This window comes from Bacillus sp. FSL W7-1346 (assembly GCF_038593335.1).
GTDB classification, from domain to species: Bacteria; Bacillota; Bacilli; order Bacillales; family Bacillaceae; genus Bacillus; species Bacillus altitudinis.
This window is the reverse complement of record NZ_CP151988.1, coordinates 414796-434435: the sequence shown is the minus strand read 5'-3', so window position 1 is coordinate 434435 and position 19640 is coordinate 414796. Positions and strand designations below refer to the sequence as shown.

Annotated in this window: 10 protein-coding genes; 4 read left to right on the top strand and 6 right to left on the bottom strand. The window is 43.6% G+C overall.

All coding sequences use genetic code 11. The features are described 5' to 3' along the window. Window positions 1-62: 62 nt before the first annotated feature. The gene (locus NST09_RS02060; RefSeq protein WP_039166256.1) at window positions 63-623 is read right to left on the bottom strand and encodes a class D sortase; all 561 of its coding nucleotides are present in this window, start codon (window positions 621-623) and stop codon (window positions 63-65) included. A gap of 6 nt (window positions 624-629) precedes the next feature. Continuing rightward, the gene (locus NST09_RS02055; protein WP_268414371.1) at window positions 630-4679 is read right to left on the bottom strand and encodes an isopeptide-forming domain-containing fimbrial protein; all 4050 of its coding nucleotides are present in this window, start codon (window positions 4677-4679) and stop codon (window positions 630-632) included. 546 nt (window positions 4680-5225) lie between these two features. Between NST09_RS02055 and NST09_RS02050 the strand changes: the two genes are divergently transcribed. Both NST09_RS02050 and NST09_RS02045 read left to right on the top strand, forming a co-directional pair. Further along, window positions 5226-5870 carry a YitT family protein gene (locus NST09_RS02050; RefSeq protein ID WP_007498187.1) on the top strand — a complete coding sequence of 215 codons (645 nt, stop codon included), beginning with the start codon at window positions 5226-5228 and terminating at the stop codon, window positions 5868-5870. Window positions 5871-5955: 85 nt separating this feature from the next. Beyond that, entirely contained in the window at window positions 5956-6546 is a 591-nt protein-coding gene (locus NST09_RS02045) for a hypothetical protein (protein WP_342493298.1), read from the top strand. Between the two features lie 25 nt (window positions 6547-6571). On the opposite strand, the gene NST09_RS02040 is transcribed toward NST09_RS02045, so the two are convergent. Continuing rightward, window positions 6572-7432: a GyrI-like domain-containing protein gene (locus NST09_RS02040; RefSeq protein ID WP_342493297.1), complete on the bottom strand. Its 861-nt coding sequence runs from the start codon at window positions 7430-7432 to the stop codon at window positions 6572-6574. Between the two features lie 143 nt (window positions 7433-7575). On the opposite strand from NST09_RS02040, the gene NST09_RS02035 reads away from it, so the two are divergent. Then, on the top strand, window positions 7576-8277 hold the full coding sequence (locus tag NST09_RS02035; protein ID WP_035704395.1) for a 4'-phosphopantetheinyl transferase superfamily protein: 702 nt from the start codon (window positions 7576-7578) through the stop codon (window positions 8275-8277). On the opposite strand, the gene NST09_RS02030 is transcribed toward NST09_RS02035, so the two are convergent. Beyond that, complete coding sequence (locus tag NST09_RS02030) at window positions 8264-9601, bottom strand: PLP-dependent aminotransferase family protein (RefSeq protein ID WP_342493296.1); 1338 nt, start codon at window positions 9599-9601, stop codon at window positions 8264-8266. The two genes, NST09_RS02035 and NST09_RS02030, sit on opposite strands and share 14 nt — an antisense overlap. A 131-nt stretch (window positions 9602-9732) precedes the next feature. Here NST09_RS02030 and NST09_RS02025 point away from each other — a divergent pair, with 131 nt between their 5' ends. Then, complete coding sequence (locus NST09_RS02025) at window positions 9733-10647, top strand: DMT family transporter (protein WP_008347299.1); 915 nt, start codon at window positions 9733-9735, stop codon at window positions 10645-10647. Between the two features lie 38 nt (window positions 10648-10685). Here the strand turns inward: NST09_RS02025 and NST09_RS02020 are convergent, their stop codons facing one another. Together NST09_RS02020 and NST09_RS02015 are read right to left on the bottom strand one after the other, a co-directional pair. Continuing rightward, window positions 10686-11426 (bottom strand): alpha/beta fold hydrolase, encoded by a 741-nt coding sequence (locus NST09_RS02020; protein ID WP_048001291.1) that lies wholly within the window; start codon window positions 11424-11426, stop codon window positions 10686-10688. 6 nt (window positions 11427-11432) lie between these two features. Beyond that, on the bottom strand, window positions 11433-19631 hold the full coding sequence (locus NST09_RS02015) for an amino acid adenylation domain-containing protein (protein WP_342493295.1): 8199 nt from the start codon (window positions 19629-19631) through the stop codon (window positions 11433-11435). Window positions 19632-19640: the final 9 nt, after the last annotated feature.

Below are 19640 nucleotides of genomic sequence, written 5' to 3'. Positions count from 1 at the left end.
ATCAAGGGATTAAGCGCTCTAATCGGTTAATGAAAAGAATGAGCTGCAGGCTGATCCAGTGGCTAAACACGCTTCCCATATATAATATATCTGTTTGGCGCAGGCCCAATGAAAGAAAAAGGATAACATGTGGTGAGGACAAGTTCTTCCTTTTCCTGTTGTAGTGTAATAATACTTTGATCATCTTTTTTCACAATCTTTGTTTTCTCAATTTCATAGGTAAACCGACCGTATGAAAGCTCTATGACAAGTTGATCCCCTTTCACAAGTTCTCCTGTTCGTCTAAACACAGTATCACGATGCCCAGATAAAACAATTTGTCCCTGTTCGTTAGGAAAATAGCTCTCGTGATAATGACCCACTCCCTTTGCCAAATCCTCCGCCGCTGTTCCTTCTACAATTGGTAACTCAGCGTTTAACTTTGGAATGTGCAAGAGCCCAATGGTTTCACCAGCCTCCGGCACAAAAGAGGAATCCATTTTCCCCTTTTGCTGGATGGCTGCTTGCGCTGACTGGAATGATTGATCTACTTGTCTTTGTCCATCAACGATTTTCATATATCCTACAATCACAAGACAAATACCTGCTGTAATCAATAGAGCTGAGATGATTTTTTGAAACATGGACGATTATCCGTTTCTTTTTCTTCTTTTCCATACAATAAGGGATGCACCTATTAGTACAAGTGCAAATCCTGCTAGTAAAAGGTTGTACATCTCTGTTGCAGTGTTCGGAAGATGATGACCAGGTGTATCCGGTTCTGAATGAGAAGGCTGCTCTGGATTTGCTGGCACCTCTGGCACATGCGGCGGTACTACCGTTGTTGAGTTTTCAGGTTTGTCTGGTTCGTCAACATTATCACCCTTCACAACTGCGATATTTTGAATGGTTTTACCTTCAGTTCCTTTCGCGACCTTCGCTTCAAAAGTCACCGTATGCCAGTCCGTATCTTTGATATCGCCAAATTGACCGGTCACTGTGCCTTTTGTGTAGTCTCCGTTGTCGTCATCTTTTGCATCTGTGACGGCTTGGTCATCTACTTTTAATGATCCTTCGACATATTCAAGACCTTCTGGCAGTTGATCTGCGATCACTAAATCTTTGATGATACTGTCTTCTACACTATTTTTTGTTTTGATGGTGTAAAGGAGAGTGTCGCCTACTTGTACTTCTTTTTCATTTGTATTGCCTTCTGCTTTTTGAGAGATCTCAGATGTTTTTTCTGATTCAAGCTTTGGATCTCTTGGATCAATGTTCGTTTCGGTTGTCGGCTCATCTGGCGGTGTGTTTTCGCCTGTTACTTTCGCTGTGTTTTGAATGGTTTTATCCGCTTGGCCTTTTGCTACTTTCGCTTCAAACGTCACGGTATGCCAGTCTGTATCTTTGATATCGCCAAATTGACCGGTCACTGTGCCTTTTGTGTAGTCTCCGTTGTCGTCATCTTTTGCATCTGTGACGGCTTGGTCATCTACTTTTAATGACCCTTCGACATATTCAAGACCTTCTGGCAGTTGATCTGCGATGACTAGATCTTTGATGACACTGTCTTCTACACTATTTTTTGTTTTGATGGTGTAAAGAAGGGTGTCGCCTACCTGAACTTGTTTTTCATTTGTATTGCCTTCTGCTTTTTGAGCAATCTCAGATGTTTTTTCTGATTCAAGCTTTGGATCTCTTGGATCAATGTTTGTTTCGGTTGTCGGCTCATCTGGCGGCGTGTTTTCGCCTGTTACTTTCGCTGTGTTTTGAATGCTTTTACCTGCTTGTCCTTTGGCTACTTTCGCCTCAAACGTCACAGTATGCCAGTCCGTGTCTTTGATATCACCAAATTGTCCGGTCACTGTGCCTTTTGTGTAATCTCCGTTATCGTCATCTTTTGCATCTGTGACGGCTTGGTCATCTACTTTTAATGATCCTTCGACATATTCAAGACCTTCTGGCAGTTGATCTGAAATCACGAGATTTTCGACGATGCTGTCCTCTTCAAGATTCTTTGTTTTGATCGTATACAGAAGGGTATCGCCTACCTGTGGTGTTTTTTCATCTGTGTTCCCTTCTGCTTTTTTCTGAATGCTCGCTGTCTTTTCTGATGCTAGTTTTGGTTCACGAGGATAAATTTCTGTTTTCGTTGTTGGATCATCTGGCGGTGTGTTTTCACCTGTTACTTCGGCAGTGTTTTGAATGTCTTGACCAGCCTGTCCCTTTTCAACTGTCACTTCAAACGTCACGGTATGCCAGTCCGTGTCCTTCACATCACCAAAATAACCTGTGACCTTTCCATCTGTGTAGTCTCCGCTATCGTCGTCTTTCACATCTGTGACAGATTCTCCATCAATTTCAAGAGACCCAGCGACATACGTCAGCCCTTTTGGTAATTGATCTGAGATCACTAGATTTTCCACAAGGCTGTCTTCTATCGTGTTCTTTGTTTTAATTGTATAAAGCAGGGTATCTCCTACTTCTGGATGCTTCTCATCTTTGTTACCTTCAGCTTTTTTCTGCAAGACCGCTGATTTTTCTGATTCTAGCTTTGGATCACGAGGATAGATTTCTGTTTTTGTTGTCGGATCGTCTGGTGGTGTGTTTTCACCTGTGACACTCGCTGTATTTTGAATGTCTTTGCCAGATTGTCCTTTTTCAACCGTCACTTCAAATGTCACAGTATGCCAATCTGTATCTTGAATGTCACCAAATTGTCCTGATATGGTACCATCTGTGAAGTCTCCGTTATCGTCATCCTTTGCGTCAGTGACTGCCTCTCCATCCACTTGAAGTGAATCCGGCACATACGCTAATCCTTCCGGCAGTTCGTCTGAGATCACTAAATTTTCAACGAGACTGTCTTCTATCGTATTCTTTGTTTTAATCGTATAAAGAAGTGTATCACCGACCTCTGGATGCTTCTCATCTGTATTGCCATCTGCTTTTTTCTGCAAGACCGCTGATTTTTCAGAAGTCAGCTTTGGGTCACGAGGATAGATCTCTACATTCGTTGTCGGCTCGTCTGGCGGTGTGTTGCCGGTTGTGACACTCGCTGTATTTTGAATATCTTTGCCTGCCTGGCCTTTTTCAACTGTGACTTCAAACGTCACGGTATGCCATTTCGTATCTTTCACTTCACCGAACGTTCCAGTGACAGTTCCATCTGTCATATCACCGTTGTCGTCATCTTTTACATCTGTGACCGGATTTCCATCTACCTGAAGTGAATTTGGTACATAAGATAATCCTTGAGGTAACTTGTCAGAAATCACAAGGTCTTCTATTACACTATCTTCAATAGCGTTACGGGCTTGAATGGTATACAGCAATGTGTCCCCTACTTCTGGGTGTTTCTCATCTGTATTCCCATCTGCTTTTTTCTGTAAGACCGCTGATTTTTCTGATTCAAGCTTCGGATCACGAGGATAAATTTCTATGTTTGTTGTTGGATTGTCTGGCGGTGTGTTTTCCCCTTTGACATTCGCTGTATTTTGAATATCTTTACCCGCTTGCCCTTTTGCTACTTTCGCTTCAAATGTCACGGTGTGCCAATCGGTATCTTTCACATCACCTATTTGACCTGTCACAGTACCGTTTGTAAAATCACCTTTGTCTTGATCCTTTGCATCTGTTACGCTTGTGCCATCTACCTTAAGAGATCCAGAAACATAGGTTAAGCTGCTCGGAAGGTTATCTGATATGATCAGATTTTTAAGAATGCCGAATTGCACCGTATTTTTTGCTCTAATTGTATAAAGCAAAGTGTCGCCTACTTCTGGATGCTTTTCATCTGTGTTGCCTTCTGCTTTTTTCTGTAAAGCAACAGATTTTTCTGATTCAAGGTTAGGAGGATATGGATCGAATTCAGGCTTCACCCTTGAAGCTAAGTCGTAAGATAATGAATCACCTACAGTGCCCATATATGTTGTACTTAATGTTTTCGCATCAAGTGTAAAAAGAGTAGAATGACCAATAGAGTCATCTTTTCCTGATTGTAATAGCATTTGTCCATTTGGCAAAAAGCTAATTCCTCGTACTCCTCCCTCAATCGGTTTACCATCTGCATTTGTGATTGGAATCACTCGAATGACTTCAGCTGTTTCAGGATTCATTTGCGCAATGGACCCACTGGTATTAGATGCGAACCAAAGATAGCCATCCTTATCGACGACAAGGTCTCCGCCAATGTCTCCGCCAATGCCAGGGCCAACGTCATAACCGACAATTTTCTTGGCCGTTTTTTGACCAGTTGCTAAGTCGTACGTTGCAAGGTAGGGTTCTCCATCAACCGCATACGAATGAATATATTTACCGTTATAAACAACGGCATTAGGCGCTCTTCCGCCTAAAACACCTACACGCTCTGCTTGTCCAGTGGTCGCATTTATTTTATAAAGAACTGGCTCTCCACTTGCTGTCGTAGTTGCATACACAGTGTTTTCTTGATCATTCACAGCAACACCGTTCACTACAGTCGAATTAATTCCCTTCACCTGTACACTAGCCTTTACGTTTGTTGGATTTTGCCCATCAAGCTGATAAAGAACTAACTTCCCATTTCCAATCATGTAGGAATCTGCGTTATTGACAACCACTGTCCCAGCGGCTTTCGTAACAGGTGGCGAAACTGTTAATAAATTCCCAGCAATCAGCACCAATATTAGAAATAATTGACTCGTTCTTTTTAATATGTTCATTTTTTGACATCCCCTTTTCCCTGCTCTAAATCATAATGGTATGTACCAGTTCACCTCCCACACTTTGGTAAAGAATATCAGTAACATTTCAGAACCCTCAACATGACTAAAAGACTATTTTCGACAAAAATAGCCCTTTTGTCATATACAGCTTTCGACATCTGATCCATCTATGTTTTTTCCAATAAAACAAGTTTTTTTATCGTGTATTAAATATTTTATCTATCAATAAAAACAGGCCTAACGGCGCAATTTACATACAATCTATTCTAATTTATCTTGAATATTCTTTAATTGGATAAAGGTTGTTTTTTTGTCATTTTACATTGAATTTTTTTCTTATTTTCATAAAAATTGTTAATTATTGGTTCACTTTGTTAAAAAAAACAAGGCAAAAGTCTTGCTCCAAAATTTGATGTTTTCTGCTCTTTTTATGGAAAAAATTCTTTTTATCGAGTAAGCGATTACAATTGAGCAAAGCCATTTAAAGGGGCGTGCGAGTATGTTACGATTGAAATCGAGTGTTTAAGAAAGAAGGGAAAGCTTTTGAAGCGGGAACATCTTTTACGTTGGTTTTTTTATTTTGTTGGATTGATTGTACTTGCTTTTGGACTATCGCTGACAGTGAAGGGAAAGATCCTTGGCATTGGTCCGTGGGACGCTTTTCATTATGGACTGTTTCAGCATTTTGGTTTAACCATTGGACAATGGTCGATCATTATTGGTGCACTCATTGTGACACTGACATCTGTTTTCACGAAATCTTTTCCAAAGATCGGCGCCCTTCTCAATATGGTGCTGATTGGCGTGTTTATTGATTTCTTTAATGCAGTATTACCTGCACCACATGGGTATTTACCTGCTTTATATGTATTTATTACGGGCGTGATTGTGTCTGGGTATGGCGTTGGCATTTATGTCTCAGCTAATCTTGGCGCCGGGCCAAGAGATTCATTAATGCTGCTCATCTCAGCAAAAACAGGGCTGAACGTACAGTGGGTTCGAAATGGTATTGAGTTAACCGTGCTTCTATTTGCATGGATGCTCGGCGGCCCGATTGGCATTGGAACGATTCTGACGGCCATCTTTACTGGACTCGTCCTTCGCTTTTCATTGCCACAATCGACACGGCTCTTGCAGCTGCTCATTACAAAAACAGCGGAGAAACCTGTTCAAACCCTTACCCGATAAGAACAAGCCATTCTACTAAAAGAATGGCTTGTTTTGTGCTAAACTAAATAGACGCAATATTCTTAAAACAGGAGATGATCCTCTGATGCAGCTTTTCCATTATCATTACTGGACACCATTTGTTGAGGAGACGGAGCAGGCGTACACTTCATTAGGCTTTGAAGTAAAGGGGCGTTTCGCAAAGGAAGGTTCCTTTCCCCCTCCGCAGACATGGGATGATTTTAGAGAGAAGAAGCCCTCTTTCCGAATCATTGAGATGAGAAAGGGACAGATCAATATCACATTTGGTTATAGTAAAAAAGTCCTTTTTGATCACATCGGCTTTCTAGTGACTGATGATGAATATGATCAGCTGCTGGTACAAGCGCAAAAGAGAAACTGGGCAATCCAGACCGGGGAGCGAAGAACGTTTCTTTCTACACCGATGCGCTTAAGGCTTGAATTGCAGCGGCGGACAGATGTGATTGAAACTGGTGAAGAAGCAATTGCCGAGATGACGATCGCAGTACCTGATTTGACTCATACACCTGCGGTCGATCAGTTGCTGGACGGTTTGACACAACCTATTCATTGGAAAAAGGGAGAACGTCTCTCTTTACTTGAAGTGAAGATGATGGATTCTTCTGGGATGAATACGATTGATCCAAACGGTGTTCATGTCCTCAAACAAGGATAAAAAGCAGCGAGATACGCTGCCTTTTTTATGATTGTTTACGGATTGGAATCCAAATCAATGTCACATGATCTGGAGAATTTATCTCTCCATCTAAAGGGTACGTTTCCATCTCCATTCCCCCAGCATGCTCATATCCTGAGGCAGGAAACCATTCTGTGAAAATACGTGTCCATGTTGAATGCACAGCGGTTTCGACAGGCCCCTTTGCCTGAAATACAGCCCACGTACTGGCCGGAATCTGCTCGACTGTCATGGTCGAATCTGGTTGTTCCTCACCTTGCTCAATCCCAATGATATAGTCAAATGTTTCAAGCGTTTCATCAAAATGCGCACATACACCGATATATCCGAGTTCTCCAGCTGCATGAGCCAGTGAATCCGTCCATCCTTCTTGATTGACACGCTTCCAAAAGGCGGGAATATCCTGTTTGTTTTGGCTATTCTTTGTTGTTGTCTTTAGTTTTCTGCCCATGATTGAAAATGAATCCTTTTCCACAATTCGATAATGCATCGGTTCGACTCCTTTTATTTGAAGTTCGAAGGAGAGACGGGGGTAGGCTTTCACTGTATACTCGCCTGTTTTCACTGCTGCCGGTGTATATCCATGATGCCGCTTGAAGGCTTTCGCAAACGACTCTGGGGTTTCATAGCCATACTTCACCGCCGCATCAATGACTTTCACTTGCTTGGTCATGAATTCTTCTGCCACAAGGGTTAATCGTCTTTTGCGAATATATTCTGCTACTGCAATTCCCGTCAGCATATGGAATAGCCGCTGATAATGAAATTTAGACATACATGCGGCCTCTGCCACTTCTTCGATCTGCAAAGGCTGATCCAGCCTCTCTTCCATATAATTGATACTATCCATGATCAAGTGAATCATTTTTCCCTCTCCTTCCTTTTCCACTATATCGAGAACCGCCCGCACCTTCCTGTCATTTTGTGCTTTCATTGAACAGGATGTCTGTTTCTCTTTTGCATGTGTTCATCCAATGGTACAATAAATGTAAAAAATTGAGGTCCGTTATGAAGATTTTCGCTATTCAATTACAACCTTTAGATGATAGAAATGCACGAAAACAAATAGAACAGCTGAAGCCTTTTGTATCACTTGAAAAACGCGCCGCCGCTGAGCGCTTTCGTTTTTTGATCGATGCAAGAAGAACGCTTTTAGGTGAGGTACTGATTCGTCACATCATTCATGAGATGTACGCACTGCCTATGGAACAGATCATTTTTGAAACAGAAGGGAATGGAAAGCCTGTTGTCCGGCAAATTCCTTCTTTTCATTTTAATCTTTCTCACTCTGGTGATTGGGTCGTGGGCGCAGTAGATGATGCGCCTGTTGGCATTGATATTGAAGAGATTAAACCGATTGATTTAGCCATTGCCAAACGATTTTTTTCAGCTGACGAATATCAAGATTTACTCTCACAGCCGGCAGAACGGCAGGAAGCCTATTTCTTTCATTTATGGTCCATGAAGGAGGCTTTTATCAAGCTGACAGGGAAGGGAATATCCTATGGTCTTTCATCCTTTACCGCTCGCTTGTCAGAGGATGGACAGGCTACTTTGAGATTACCTGATCACGAAGCCCCTTGCGTTGTCCAAACATATTCGCTTGATCCTGCCTACCAAATGGCGGTTTGTACAAGAAAACCTGCTGCGGCTGAGCACGTCGATATACTCACTTGTGAGAACATGCTATCTCGCCTTAATAACGTGTGATTTGTTGAAGTGATGACTTTAGCAAATCGACGCCTCGTGCGATTTCCTCTTCTTTTACATGCCAAATGTTCAGCTGAAGTATAGGCTCCTTTTGATAAGTAGAAATGAAATGGCGGTCGATCGGCTGAACCATCACAGAAGCCTTTTTTAGCTGCTGAATGAGCTGATTCATTGGAATGGACCGGTCGACACGAACGTGGGTGTGGGTAGCTGGCTCCTCTTCTCCCAGCGCATAAGCACCTTGATCATTTTTCAAACAGGCCACAAGTTGTTTGGATCGAGCTCTATAGGTCGCCTGCATCCTTTCTCTATGACGCTCAAACATCCCGCTTTTCAAATAAATTTCTAAAGCAGCCTGCGAGAGCATCGAGCTGTCGATATCAATAAGCCGTTTATGTTCACTAAAGGGGCCAATCAGCTCGTTTGGTAAGACGACAGCACCTGTTCTAAGCCCCGGAAAAATGATTTTTGAGAAGCTTTTTAAATAAATGACCTTCCCCGCCTGATCATATGAATAGATCGGGTCTCTTTTTGTATCGAATTCTAAATCAGCCAAATAATCGTCTTCAACGATGTAGACATCATATGCTTCGGCAAGGGCTGCAATCGCTATTTTTTCTTGTTTCGACAGACTCGTTCCAAGCGGGTTTTGAAATCTTGGCATCGTATAGAAAAAGCGAATATCCTCCTCCCGGAAGATACGCTCCAATTCCTGAAGGTCGAGTCCGTTTTCCGTCCGCTGAATCCCCCGGACAGGCAGCTGGTTTTTCTCTAAGTATTGGAGGAATAGGTGATAGCCTGGCTGCTCGACCAATATGGTCTGTTTTCCATTTGGAAACGGGATGGTGCTTAAAATCGATAAAGCCAGCTGAATACCAGAAGTCATGACGATCTGTTCTGGAGAGGCAAACACTTGATAATCCGTTAAACGCTTTGAAATGATTGGCAGTAAAGATGGTAATCCATTGGTGGTGCCATAGATAAATAAATCATTTTGATACAGATCAATCGCTTGATTGATGCAGTGCTGAAAATCGACATACGGAAACACAATGGGATCAGGCGCTGAGGAAGCAAAATCAATCCATGTGCAGCCCTTCTTAACGGCTGACTGATTGGTTTTCACGACAAAATAGCCACTTCTTTCTACAGAGTACAGCAAGTGTTCACGCTCTAATGTGTCTAGTGCTTTTATGACAGTGCTTTTGCTCACAGCATATTGAGCCGCTAAGTGACGAATGGATGGGATTTTCATTCCAGCATTGTATTCACTGCTCTCGATTTTGTTTTTTATATTCAACACAAGCTGATCATATTTCCTCACAGTACTACCCTCCTTGTACCGGTACAGATATCAATAACTCTTATTGTACACTTTACTTGATCCGTTTACGATAAAAAGACAGAACCGGTCAATTCAACTGAAGCATGCATGCTCGTGTAAGGAGAATTCTGATGGATATGTCAAAACAAAAAGCGTATGCTGCTTCGATCGCATACGCCTGTATAATTGGTTTTTCATTCTTGTTTGTCAAAGTAGCCTTAGCATCAGCGAATCCGATAGATGTATTGGCACACCGATTTACTGTTTCTTTTGCAGCGGCTCTTTTGTTATTTCCATTTTTGCGAAAAAAGTATCGTTTTTCCATTCAATGGCGTGATCTCATTTACATTGTGCCTTTTTCCTTGCTTTATCCTGTGTTGTTTTTTGCATTTCAAGTGTGGGGGCTGATGTTCACCTCTTCATCAGAGGCCGGCATTATTCAGGCGACCATCCCTATTTTGACAATGGTGCTTGCAGCATGGTGTTTAAAGGAACGTCCTACCTCGATTCAGGTGCTGTTTACCATTCTTTCTGTGTCCGGGGTGATGCTCCTCTTTGTGGTGAAGGGAATTGATGTGAAACATTCTCATCTCATTGGTTATGTGCTGATCTTACTTTCAGCCTTATCATCCAGTGCCTATAGCGTATTTGCCAGAGTGATGACACGGCGATTCCATGTCATTGAACTGACTTTCGTGATGACATTCTTTGGATTTGTCTTCTTTAATGCTGCTGCTCTCATTCGGCACTCGGTACATGCTACACTACCGCAGTTTTTCAGTCCGTTTACGCAGCCATCCTTTGTATGGTCTATGCTCTTTTTAGGCATTCTCTCATCACTGCTCACAGCGTATTTATCAAACTATGCTCTTTCCCACCTTGAAGCAGCAAAGGTGAGTATTTTTAACAATCTATCTGCTTTCATTACCATTGCCGCTGGCGTGCTTATTTTACATGAAACGATTGATATGGTTCACCTCATCGGGGCTGTGCTCGTTATTGGCGGAGTGATTGGCGGGAATGTGGTGAGGAAGGGGAATTCATAAAGAAAACGGCCCTCGTTTGACGGGGCCGTTGTTTTCTTTTATTGGCTGATGAATTGCCTTTTTGTTGTCTGCTCAATGACATGCCTCATATGTTCTGCGAACTGCTCGAGGTGTGTGTTGATATACATGTGCCCTCCTTCGAAATCAGTACGTTCGATGGCGTTTGCCCATGTTAGCCAGCCGTCTGCGTCTTCCATGCATTTCTTATCTTGCTTTCCGTTCAATAAATAAACGGGTGATTTAATGATTGTTTTGTCTGTGTGCTGGAAGGATTCTAATGCTTGATAGTCGGCACGTAAGGATGGTGTAAAGTAATCCATCATTGGCTTGTTCTCTAACAATTCTTTTGGAATCCCGCCCATTTCAGCGATATGCTGAACAAATGCTTCATTCGATAAATGGGTCAATATTTGTCTTTTTGTTTGCGGTGGCTGAATGGCAGAAATGACAACCGCTGCCGGATCGATGCCTTCCCTTTCTAGCAACTGAGTCAGCCTGTACACCACAAGTCCGCCCATGGAATGTCCGAACAAAATAAATGGACGGTTTAATTTGCCTGTCAGTCCTTCTTTATACAATTCAGCCAGCCGGTCAATGCTTGTTTCAAGCGGCATGAGGTTCGTTCCATGACCCGGAGGCTCTGCTGCTGTCACTTCGGCCGTGTCCTTCAGCTGTTCAAAGAGCGGACGGTAAGAGGCGGAATATCCGCCAGCAAAAGGAAAACAAATAAGCTGAATGAGATCTGATTTTTTTTCAAAGGTTTTAAATAATTGGTTCATACGTCCTTACCCCTTTACGATCGTTTCAAGAATCTGCGCAAGTTGATCTGCCTGCGGTCTTTTCATCATGGTCACATGGTCGCCTTTTATTTGATAATACGAGCACGTTTCTCTCGTGTAAGCTTCCCAATCGGCAAATTTCTTCTGGAAATCTGTGGCGTGATCGCTGCTTTGTATAATATAAAACGGCACAGAGAATGGGTCTTTTTCTAATTCAATGGCTTGTGACATGATGGTATTATGAGTCTGCATTTGCAAGTATTTATCTAAATAGTGATCATTCATAAATTGATGAACGACTTCATCCTTTTCTGCTTCTTTGAGGATTTTCTGCTTCACTTCTTGGAAGCTGAGCCCTTGTAATGCTTCTGGTTTGATGCCGACGAGGTTCCCCATACCTAGGACGAGGGCGAGCATTTTCACTTCTTCTTCGTTCATATCGGCATGAAGCGCTTGATCTGCCTCATCTCTTAATACCGGAACCGTATCTAAAATGATCAATCCTTTTGGCGCTTTTCCTGCATGACAGAGTCTCTGATTCATTCCGTAAGCAAGATGTCCGCCCATAGAATGCCCTGCCAAATAATCAATGCCTGGTCGATAGAATGTCTCAATGGCTTCAATAAAAATGGTGACAAGCTCTGTATAATGAAGGAATTGTGGTTCTTCATCCTCATATAAGCCTGGAGACTGCAAGGCGTAAACAGCTCCTTCATGTGTCATGAGCTTGGCCACATCGATATACCCCATCACCGTTCCACCAGCAGGCGGTGCAAAGAAAATTCTCGGTTCAGCCGGATCCCCTTTTTTCAACTCGATTACATAGTCTTTCGGCGCTCTTTCGACAGGCTCGCCTGTTTCTGGCACTGTGTCCAAATATGCCGCTAACTGTGCTGGCGCTGGGTGCATAAAAATCCATTTCGGATCAACACGGACACCTTTTTCTTTTAATTTGGCAACGGCTTGAATACTCATAATGGAATCTCCACCTAAATCAAAGAATGAATCATGAATTCCTACTCGTTTGACACCAAGCACTTCACTGAAAGCTGTCACAATCAGCTGCTGTGTTTCTGTTGCCGGTTGATCGTCTTCATGTGAGGATGAGACTGCGTCTGTCGGCTCCGGCAAAGCTTTTTGATCGACCTTCCCATTCGTTGTGACGGGAATTGCGTCAAGTACGATAAAGTAACTTGGAATCATATAGCCTGGCAGGCTTTCCTGTAAAAATGCTTTCCATCCGGGAACAGGCTCTCCCCCATCTGTGACAAGGTAGGCTGCCAGCCGTTTTGAGCTACCGTACGTTTTAGCAATGACGGTACATTCTTTTACTTGTGGATGTTTGAGCAGGGCTGTCTCAATTTCTCCACATTCAATTCGGTAGCCTCTAATTTTGACCAAGTTGTCTTTTCGGCCAAGGTATTCAATACTGCCATCAGATCGCCATTTCCCTAGGTCACCGGAACGATACAGTTTGTCCCCTTTTAATGCCGGGAATGGATTGTCAATAAACCGCTCCTCCGTGCGCTCTGGGTCATGCAGATATCCTTTTGCCAGCCCTGTTCCGCCGATATAGATTTCTCCTTTGACGCCTGTTGGTACTGGATTGAGATGATCATCTAGTATGACAACCGTTGAGTTGGCGACTGGCACACCGATTGGCACTGATCTTGCATCCTCCGGTACGTGTGTGACTTGATAAGTGGTCGCTAATGTTGTGTTTTCTGTTGGACCGTAAGCATTGATCAGCACACCCTTCATATGTGGCAATGCCTTTCGTGCATGCTCACTAGACATGGCTTCTCCGCCAACAAGTAATGTACGGTATCCAGCCACACTTTTTGGATCATGCTCAATCAGCCGGTTGAATAATGCAGTTGGCAAACAGTTGGCTGTGACTTGATGCGTTTTGATTAAACGAGTTAATTCGTCCATATTCAGAGCAGCATATTTCGGGATCAGAACCAGCTGACCGCCATTTAGCAGCATTCCCCATAATTCAAAGGTAAAGGCATCAAATGCATAATTAGACAGCTGAAGCATTTTATCTTCTGAACCAAGCTCAATATAGTTTGTTTCTTTCACTAAGCGGACCACTCCTGCATGAGGAAGCATCACGCCTTTTGGTGTGCCTGTTGAGCCTGAAGTGTAGTTCACATAGGCAAGCTGGTCTTCTCCTACAATCGATTTTTCCCTTTGATACACTGCGCCTGTTTCTGGTAACGGCTTGTCCATTTCAATCTTTGTGCCGCTCAGATCGTCTAAACGTTTGATCAGATGCGACTGGGTTAAAATGATATCGCTTTGTGTATCGCGAACGATCAGACCGATGCGGGCATCTGGATACTCAGGTGACATCGGTACATAAGCAGCACCCGACTTGACGATCCCTAGAACTGAGACCATCATGTCAAACGAACGATCAAACAGCATCGGGACAAGTGAACCTGGTCCAACGCCCTTTAACTGTAAATAGGCAGCCAGTTTTGTCGCCTTCTCGTCTAAATCTTGATACGTCATATGCTCTTCCATATAAGATACAGCAATCCGGTGCGGGTCACGCTGCACTTGTTCTTCAAATAATTCTTGCAGCGTACGCTTTGGATAAGGCGTGTCAGTTTGATTTTTCCCTATGATCATGGCATCCTGTTCTGTTTTGTCCATGACGCAAAAGTCAGCGAATGTCCGTTCAGGCTGAGCCGTCATGCCATCTAACAGATTGAGATAATAATTCATCATACGGTGGATCGTTTCTTGCTCAAATAAATCCGTATTATATTCCACATGGATAGACAGCTTGTCCTCCTGCTCAAATACATGCAAGGTGAGATCAAATTTAGAGACGGTATGATGGACCATCACTTGTTCCGATGTCAGTCCTTTTAGGTTGATATCCAGCGAATCAGTGACATACCCCATGGCGACTTGGAAGATTGGTGAACGACTTAGGTCTCTATCCATTGAAAGGTCATCCACAAGCTTGTCGAATGGATAATGCTGATGCTCAAAGGCTTTTAACGTCATTTCTTTCACCTTTGCCAGTAAATCGGCAAAGGTATCGGCTTTTGAAACGTCCTGTCTCAGCGCCAATGTATTGACAAACATGCCGACGAGCTTCTCTGATTGTTCGACATCACGCCCAGCGATCGGCGATCCAACAATGACATCTGTTTGTCCAGACAACTTGTGAAGCAGGACATAATAGGCTGACAGCATCGTCATAAATAGTGTTGTCCCCTGCTGTCTCGACAAGGCATGTAAACGACGAACAAGCGGTTCATCTATCACGATTTGCTCTGTAGCTCCATTAAATGTTTGAACCGGCGGACGAGGACGGTCAAACGGGAGCTCTAATACCGGCAGCTCTCCTTGTAACGTTTCTAGCCAATAGCTCTGAGCCTCATGGTGGTTCTTTAATTGCTCATTCTCCCAATGAACATAATCGGTCCATTCAATCTCAAGTGCAGGTAGCTCAGGCGTTTTCTCTGATAATAGCGCACCATACACGACTTCTAATTCTTGAATAAGCAGGCTGAGCGACCATGCATCGGAAATGATATGATGCTGCGCACAAAGCAAGTAATATTCCTCTTTCCCCATATCAACAATTGTCCATTGTGCAAGCGGTCCCCGTTCTAAGTCATAGATGCGGTTCGCCTCTTGCTGAATCAGCTGTTCCAATCTTCTCACTCTTGTTTTTTCATTAAATAATGAGAAATTCGCAACGGTTACTGATGGCGGAAGATCTTCACGGATGACTTGAACCGGCTTGCCGCCAATGGTTTGAAATGTTGCGCGAAGTGCTTCATGACGTTTTGTTAAGAGACCGATCGCCTTTGTTAACGTTTGGATGTGTAATTGACCCATCAGCTTCCAAGCACCTAATATATTGTAATGATGGCTCTTTTCTAATGTAGATAAGAACCAAATCCGCTTTTGAGCGTGTGACAGCTCATAGCTTGTTCGTTTTTCCAGCTTTGGAATGCTGGCTTCCTGAATGGCTGGTGCTTCATTGATGTCATCGACCATTTGTGCCAAGTGTGCTAGATTCTTGCTTTCAAACAATATTTTTAGCGGCGCCTTTAGTGAAAACTCATGATTAATACGTGAAATCGTTTGAGTGGCCTTTAATGAATGTCCACCAAGGTCAAAGAATTGATCCTCTTTGTACACACGATCGACTTCTAAAATATCCTCCCATATGGCCGCAAGCACCTGCTCTGTCTTCGTTTCTGGCAATTGCTTTTCAAACGGCTGTGCGTGTTTGTGATGGAACTGTTTGAGGGCTTCGTGATCAATAGAGCCATCTTGTTTTTTCGGTATATCTTCCACTTGCCTGATGTCCCATTTCCCCTCTATGATGCCTGTGATCTTGTCAGCATCCACTTCTTTGCCTGATTGCACCGTATAGTACAGTTTCTTTTCAAAATGTGGTATTGGTGCTGGTTGAAGATGTTCAGCAATTTCTTGATTGGCCCCATCTAGGCCGATAAATAGATGCGCTTCATTCAGCCGAACACCTAGACATAATGAATGGAGTCCTTGTTTTTTTCCAATCAATTGAAAGCCCTTGCGAACGGTTAGCGCAGCCCCAGTATGTCCCTTAGACAAACCAAGATTATCCCACATACTGAAATTCAACGAAATCGCTCTTCTTCCCTCATGATAGGTAAGGGCATGTGCGAGTCCATCTAAAAAGCTGTTCGCCGCAGAATATGCGCCAAATGTGGTACCACCAAAAAAGCCATTCACTGATCCAAAAAAGACGAGTGGCACTGACGGATCATGCTTGAAAGCTTCCTGCAGCACCCAAGCACCGTCTGCCTTCCCTGAAAGTTCTTTGACGAAATCTTCTTCTGTTGTATGAGCCAGTGTGTACGTATCCACATGCTGAAAGTGCTCAGATACATTGCCAGCACCGGCTAAATGAAGCGCTCCTCGGATCGACTGTCCGAAATGTTTTTCTGCTTCATAAATCGCCTGCTCGACGTCACATAAATTCGTCACATCGGCTTGTACATAAAGGACGTCTCCCAGATCTTTAAGTTGTGAGAATGACGCCTCTTTTTCTCTGTCTTCTTCAAGGGATGTCCGTCCAATTAACACGAGCTTCAAGCCAAATTGGAGCATTTGCTTAGACAGTTCAAATCCAATACCGCCAAGCCCGCCAGTCAGCAAGTACAAGCCTTCATATTCTAAAAACCCTTCTGTCTGAGGTGCCGTCATCATATTCACTTTTTCCAGCTTTGGTACGAGGCGCTGGCCATGCCGGTAAGACACTTCTGCTTTTAAATGAATCGCACCTAGTTCGTCCGCAATATGCTTGGCATCCTGTTCCACATTCTCCGCTTCAATATCAAGGTGAGACACTTCTGCCCCTTCCCATTCTTGCGGGATGGTTTTTAATAATCCAGCAAGAGACGTTTTCTCCACATGAAGCTCATCTTGCGGTTTTACAAATTGACCACCTTTTGTGACAACAACGAGACGCATCGGCTCTTTATTTTCTTGTCTCAATGCTTGATACAAATACAAAATGGATTGGCTGGTGCTTGCATTCAGTTCTTTGAACTGCGCAGGGCTGGCAATCATCTCCTTGTCTGACACATTCCACAAGTGGAGCATACGGTCAATTTTTAATTCATCGGCTTCAAGCGCCGCCACAAGCCTGACGTAATCCCCCTTGATTCGAGGGTTCATCTGATACATCCCTTTTGACAGGCGTAAAAATTCATGACCCTTTTTCACAGAAACATAAGGCAGGTTCATTTGTTCAAATTGTGTATAAAGCGATTGATAAAGCCCTTTTTCATCCTCAAATACGAGTACATGATCAGTGGAGACTGGCTGAGATGGACCGATATTCTCTTTTACCCAAATACGTTTAAAGAACCAATCTGGGAGGGTTTGTTCATTTTCCGAAGCAAGATCAAGTGCACGTTCAATGTCATGAAACACCCCATCTTTCAGTGCCGCACCTAGTTGGGCACGTTGGATTTTTCCGCTTTCTGTTTTCGGAAATTGGTCTTTTTTCACCGGAATGATGTGGTCAGGTTCGATTCCCATTTTGCGAATGATGCTCTCTCTAATCTGCTGAATCATTGTGATTTGATCCTCTATCGAATCCTTCTGCGTGACAAAAAAGACGGCGAGTGTGTCATTACTTGATTCGGGATTGTAAATGCCGTACGCAGCGGCAAAGGTGACTTCAACCCCCTCAACCTCTTCCACAACGGCTTCAATTTCGTAATTCAAATAGTTCGCGCCGTTGATGACGATGATATCCTTTTCCCGCCCTGTGAGGACTAGGCGCCCTTCATGAATAAATCCTAAATCTCCTGTATGAAACCAGCCGTTTTCCGCAAATACTTCTTCATTCGCTTCCTCATTTTGATAGTAGCCCATCATAATCGTTGGACTCTTCACCTGCAAGCGGCCGACTTGATCTTCTGGCAGCACATGGTGATGCTCATCAACAATCCGAATCCATACAGAAGGGATGGGTGCACCAACTTCTGTAAAGGTCATCTTGTGCGGATGATCGTGCGTCACATATTGAATCTCACTTGTTAATGAGGTCTGATCAATGGTCAGTTGTCCATCCTGATCATCATGACGCATGAATTCTTTTGACTGGACAATGGCTGATGATGTTTCTGACATGCCATAAGCCGGCACCATCGCATGGCGGCTTAATCCGTGCTCACCCATGATGTGCATGAAACGCTGCGTCACTTTAGGAACAACTGCTTCGGCGGCGTTCATGATATAAGTCAAGGTGGAGAGATCCCAGCTCCCTTTGCGAATGTCGTCTTCATATTCATTCATCATCGCAAAGGCAAAGTTTGGCGCCCACGTCCTTGTGACACCGTATCTTTCTACCCAATCCAGCCACACCATCGGACGTTCGATAAATTGGTCAATGGATGGACTAATTTGCTGGCAGCCGAGGTACACATCATGGACATGAAACATGACAATGCCCCCTACATGATCAAGCGGCATCCAGTTCATTGATACATCCTCATGCGTGAAACCATTTGCCTGCTCAAAGGAAATGATTCTAGATAAAATGCTTTGATGGTTGTGCCGGATACACTTTGGCACACCCGTACTTCCTGAGGACAGCAGCTGAAGCACAGGCTCATCCGGCTCTGGCTCATAATGCTGTTCATCTGGATCACAGGCAAGTAATGTTTCGATTGTTAAAATCGGAATCGCTTTTGATTCAAATGTTTTACGCAGTCCTGCAATGTCCTCAGCACTCGCTTCGTTTGTAATAATGAATGGCTCATTTTGCAGCTGAAACACGCCCTTGAGCTTGTTCACGCCTTGATTCATTTCATCGTACACCGGCGGTACAGAGACTGGGGTTGGAATGATTCCACCGAGAATACAGCCCCAGAATACCGTGATAAAATCTTGATGATCTTTCAATTGAAGCAGCACTTGATCGCCGTTTGAAAGTCCGGCTGCCCTTAATCCAGATAGGACACGTTCCGCTCCTGTGAGCAATTCCGGGTAAGTCTGGATCACCTCATGACCGCCTTCTTTGAGATACGTGACTCCGCGATTTGGTGACATAAAGGCGGCTCGGATCAGTACCTCTGTCAATGTGACTGGTGTACCTAGTTTTCTGATCACATCACCTCCATAAACAAGAGCTGGTGGTTTTTCTTGTACGGAGGATTGTATGGTTTGGCTGACTTCATCTTTTGAAAACGATTCGTTTCCATTTGTACGCTGTCTATCCGGGAAGAGGTCATCTAAATGATAAGGTGTTTGTTTTTCTGTCTGACTCTCTATCAAAACAGCTGCTTCCTCTACTCCATCTATGGCTTTCGTGCGCTCTTCTATCTTTCTTCGTTCCTCTTCATCTAGTACATCAATGGCAAGCAGCGCCTCGGTATCGACCGCTCCACTTTCTTTTCGCGGCAAGGAAGAGACGAGGACGAGTGCGGCTGGCACTTCATCAGGATGAAGCGGGCCTTTCATCAAATCCTCTCTTGTCAGCGAAGGGTCCTTCGCCTGTGCAAACAGCACAAGCGATAGGCCTCCTTCTTGATTTTTCTTCGGGATGAGCGCACATTCCTTTAGTGGAAAGTGAAGCATGAAGACTTTCTCTAATGCTTTGAGATCGATTCGTTTTCCATTGATCCTGACAATATGATTTGCTGCATTTCCTTTTCGTCTACTAACTAGCATTCTTCTTCT